The 4,170-nt window shown below is 58.1% G+C and carries 3 protein-coding genes; all 3 read right to left on the reverse strand.

Annotated elements, in window-relative coordinates; genetic code table 11:
- Positions 1-427: 427 nt before the first annotated feature.
- A complete protein-coding gene (locus HNO88_RS21595; RefSeq protein ID WP_184250837.1) occupies positions 428-1,240 on the reverse strand; it encodes a CpsD/CapB family tyrosine-protein kinase in 813 nt (270 codons plus the stop codon).
- 62 nt (positions 1,241-1,302) lie between these two features.
- Entirely contained in the window at positions 1,303-2,673 is a 1,371-nt protein-coding gene (locus HNO88_RS21600; RefSeq protein WP_246382295.1) for a GNVR domain-containing protein, read from the reverse strand.
- On the reverse strand, positions 2,657-3,973 hold the full coding sequence (locus tag HNO88_RS21605) for an ATP-binding protein (protein ID WP_184250843.1): 1,317 nt from the start codon (positions 3,971-3,973) through the stop codon (positions 2,657-2,659). Before HNO88_RS21605 ends, HNO88_RS21600 begins: the two co-directional genes overlap by 17 nt.
- Between the last annotated feature and the right edge of the window lie 197 nt (positions 3,974-4,170).

Here is a 4,170-nt window from a genome sequence, read left to right on the forward strand (position 1 = left end):
AACCGCATCGCCGACCACCCCAACCGTCAAATCGACGATCTCTTGCCTTGGAACTACCGCGCCGCCTGAGCAGAACCGCTCACCGGACGCTTACCATGGAAGTGCTTCAGCTCATCGCTCACCATGCGAGGGGTGGGCACTCTGGATGGGGAGCAAGCTGCGTCGCCGGCCGGCCATGCTCCTGTGGCGCGCCAGTCCGGCTAATGGAACGTTAAAAGCTTCATTTCGCGACGTACGCACGAGCTACTTCAACTTTTGCAGCCGATCCTAATCGTAAGCGCCCAAAACCGGCGTTGGTTTTCGCCTGATATGCGTGATATCCTTGCGCTAGGAGACCCACTGTCGCCAAAGTGAAGAGATTACCAAATTATCTACGGAATTGGATCACTCTAAGAGCCACCATGTTTTTCATCATGATTGCTTTGCGCTAATCAATAAGCACAGTGCCAAGCAATGTCTGCCCGGTCGCTTTGATCTGGTCTGCCAGCAGTCGTAGCTCTCGCGTGTAGGTGACATTACAGCGCACTACGATGATTGCAGCGTCGAGCCCTTTCGCTGCGGCTATAGCCGTCCTGTCAGAGCCCGCATCAACCAGCACTATCCCGAACTCCTCCACGAAAAGTTCAACCGCATTGGCAAGCCGCTGCCGGTCAAACAACTCGGATGCGTTGGGAACTGCTGCCCCAGCGGTAAGCAAAGAGAGGCCGTAGATTGCGGTCGGCTGGACTAACTCTCCGTGCTGGTTGCCTGCTAGCAACGTCGCCAAACCGACGCGGTTGCGCACACGAAATAATGCATGCTGGTGCGGATCGTCCAGCGCTCCGTCGATGAGCAGTGTTGACAGGCCGGTCTGTGCACATGCGACGGCCAGGTTAGCCGCCATGATTGGCAGTTCAGCAGCAGTGTCACAGCCCACTAGTGCCAAGCTACGGATCGGCTGTCCGTCGTGACGCACCGCCGCGGTCACAGTGCTACGCAGATTGCGTGCAGTCCGGGCAAGCCTGTCTTCTGGGTCGAAGGCTGTGACTACCAGACGGTCAACTCGATCATCACCATCGCTGAGCACTGAAAAACCCTGCTGCTGATCGATAGCTTTGCGCACCTGGTCAGGGCTCGCAAAGCCTAGTTCCACGACCGCCTCCCCAAACAGATGCCCGGTCTCAGCTTGTCGTTGGACCACAGCTTCCTGTTGTTTAGGATTGAGGTTCAGCGTCTCGCCCAGGCTGCGCCGCTCACGCATTTGCCCAACCCTGGATAGTCCGCTGATGTCACCTTGAGGCGCTAAACTAGATCTAAGTCTCATCACGCGGTCTCCGCTAAGAACGCGCTCGCTCGCGAGCCGGAGAGGTCAACGGCCGCCAGAACCGGCAAGCCGGTGATGCCGGCGATGCCATCGGCGGTGCGCACACGCGGTCGCCAAAGCTCAAGGCCGAGCCCTACACCGACCGCCAGCAGCGCACCGAGCATTGCTCCTAACAGAAGCCGAAGAGGCACGTTTGGGCTGGAAGGTAGCAGCGGTGGAGTCGCCGAATCGAGTTGGCGCACGTTCGTATCAGGTGCAACGCTCTGCAGCCGCATTGTTTGTAACCGCGCCGCTACCGCGTCGTAAGCCGCCTGTGCGGTGTCGACGTCGCGCTGTAGGACGTCTAGTTGCGCATTGTCCGTCGAGAGGCTCAGCATCCGCCGGCGTTGCGCATTGAGCTTCTCGCGCATCTCTGCCTCGGTGCTAGTGGCTGCACTGCTGGCAACACGGACTGATTGCGTACTATTACCAATTTCGCTAGCCAGCTTGGAGCGAAGCTCCCCTAACTCGGCCTTAACCGCGATCAGGTCGGGGTGGTTAGGTCCTAAATTGGTGCTCATCTGACTTACTTGGGCAGCCTTGCTAGCGATTTGAGCGCGCAGTCCCTGCACTACCGTTGACGATTGAACATCAGGAGATGCGGCCGCATTGCCGCTCGCTCGCGCATTAAGCGCCGCCGCCGAGGCCTCAGCCGAGGTAAGCTGGCTTGACAATCCACCCAACCGCGCGACCTCCGCATCTGTAGTGCCCGTGCCAACAATACCGGTCTTGCGCTTGAACGCGGTAAGGCGTGCCTGCGCTTGTTGCAAGTTCTCGCGGACTTCGCGAGTCCGCTCTTGGAACCAACGTGAGTAAGTTCTGGCAGGATCAGTACGCAGCTTCAGTCGTGTATTTAGATACGCCGCGGCAAAGGCGTTAGCCATGAGCGCTGCAAATTGCGCGTCTGTCGACGAGTAGTACAGCGCGAGCACACGCGACGACTTGCCGGGGGCAACTACAAGGTTGCTTAGAAGCTGGCCACCATACCAAGCGTTTACATCGCCGTTGCCGCCGGTCACGGCTTGCCACCGCGCTAGCACATCGGGCGTCGCGAGCTGAAGGCTGCGAACTACTTCGCTGCCGACTGCGATGCTGTGGATCACATCAGATTGTGTGCTCAGCAACGCACTGACCCCGTCCTGTGCGGCGGTTTGAGTTCCCTGCACTGGATCAACGCTTGGTTCGTCGAACAAGAGAGACGAGGTCGCCACATAGGTTTTCGGAGATGAAGCAGTCCAAATTGCGACCAGCGCCAGCACTGTCATCAGGACGAAAAGCTCGAGTCGCCAGCGCCTTTTCAGTGCGGCAATCAGATCAGAGAGTGGCAGCATCAATTGGCCCTCCAAGGCGATTGGCCGCATCGGATGCAATAGCGACCTCCGCCAGAATAGCATAGGCAATTAGGAATTGCGGTGCGACGCTGTCGCGGAAAACGAACGCGGCATTACTGTTCGACTCAGGAACTAACGCACTGCCTAATAAGGCGCGAGCGTCCCCGATGTGGGAAGGCAGGCGATCACCGAGCGCTGCTGTCCGAGCGATACGCTCAATTTCAGGTAGGAGCGTCTCGTCCTCGACCAGCGAGACGAAGTGTTGGGCATCTTCGCTATTCATTGCCGCCCACTGCAGAATTGCAGAGTGCAAGCCTTTGTGTGCGTCGCTGCGCGACACGCTCGATGACCCCCGTGCCAAGGCTGCGATAGCCGCATGATGACAGAACATCCGGACGTGAAAAGGGGAGCCGCACGAGGCCCTTGCGATGATGGCACGAGCATCGTCATTGAACTTGAGTCCAGTAGCGCCCTCACCTGCGTCAATCAGCGCCTTTACGCTGCTAGGCTCAATCCGGCCCAACGACACCGCGCGCATGTGACGGCGCAGCGATGGATGGCATTCGATCACATCTGCCACGTTATGTGCGATACCGACTAGCATGAACAGCACGCTTGCTAGAGAATCTGCCAGAAGCTTCATGGCAGCCGCCATCTCAGCTTTGACATTAGGGTCAGTGATGCGGTCGAACTCGTCAAAGATAAACACTACCGTGCTCGCGACGCGCTCGGCAACCAAATCTACAAACGCTCGTGGCCCAAATGCTTCCGGCAGCGCGTTGAGAGCATTGCGGAAGCGTACTCGCTCCTCAGGGGCTAAGGCTGCGGCCGGCAACGCGCTCAAATAAGGGCGGACTAATTCGGCAAAGCTCGCCCCCGGTTCACAAGCCATGTAGATAACTACCGCGCCATGCCCATCAGCATGATCACCGTAAACGCGTACCAGCGATGTCTTGCCAGAGCCTCGTGCCCCGTGAATGATCACGTGCTGGCCCAAATCGAGCGTCGCTGACAATAACGTGTCGAGTTCGTCGGCTCGGCCAAACAGTTCACCTCGAGTGCGTACAGGATGCGCGGAATCAAAAATCCGGGCTACCTTAACTTGATCTCGGCGGCTATCGCGCTCACTGGATTCACGGATCTGGTTTTTTTGGCTTAACTCAATAGGTGAAGTAGGCGCCTCCTCAAAGAGGCTGGTGTGGTCAAGGAGCAACGTCGCATCCAGTCGCCGCGGAGCGCGACCGCCCTCCAGCCAACGCCCCAGTGCGCTTATCCAGTTCCAGATATTCAGCTTTGCCATGCGCCTCCACTCGCGGCTGATGTACGACAACCTTCCGCACTGCACAATATCGCTCTAGAGCATTTTCATGATGGGCGGAATCGGAGGGGGATTCCCATTGATCCGATCGTGTGATTCATAGGCAGCCTCACGAAGGAGGCAGCGATGGGTTGGCGATCGGGTCAGAGCTACTCGCAGGATTTGCGCGATCGTGTGCT

Origin of the sequence: Novosphingobium chloroacetimidivorans (assembly GCF_014204535.1) — a bacterium.
GTDB classification, from domain to species: domain Bacteria; phylum Pseudomonadota; class Alphaproteobacteria; order Sphingomonadales; family Sphingomonadaceae; genus Novosphingobium; species Novosphingobium chloroacetimidivorans.